The sequence below is a fragment of the Leifsonia sp. SIMBA_070 genome (assembly GCF_046534635.1).
Taxonomy (GTDB): domain Bacteria; phylum Actinomycetota; class Actinomycetes; order Actinomycetales; family Microbacteriaceae; genus Leifsonia.
Genome location: NZ_JAWRYK010000665.1, coordinates 1 through 250 on the forward strand (window position 1 = coordinate 1; position 250 = coordinate 250).

Sequence of the window (250 nt, forward strand, 5' to 3'; positions counted from 1 at the left end):
CGAGAGCACCTCGGCCTTCATGGTGCGTCCCCAGTCGTCGAGGTACTCCTGCAGCTGGCCGGTCGTGGGGCTGATCTGCATGGGCGCGAGCCGCGGCAGCGCCGCCTCGATCTCAACGAGGAGAGGCTCGTCCGCCCGCAGGTCGGAGGCCGCTGCGAGCACGTTCCGGAACAGCTCGCGCACCATCTGCGTCGTCGGCGTCGTGCCCATCGCGAGGGATCCGGTGGTGCCGTCGGCCGCGACCCAGATG

At 70.8% G+C, this 250-nt stretch carries 1 protein-coding gene; it reads right to left on the bottom strand.

Features of this window, described 5'->3' with window-relative positions; translation table 11 throughout:
- On the bottom strand, positions 1–250 hold a 250-nt coding region (locus SB754_RS21900), incomplete at both ends, for a glycosyl hydrolase family 95 catalytic domain-containing protein (protein WP_410784412.1).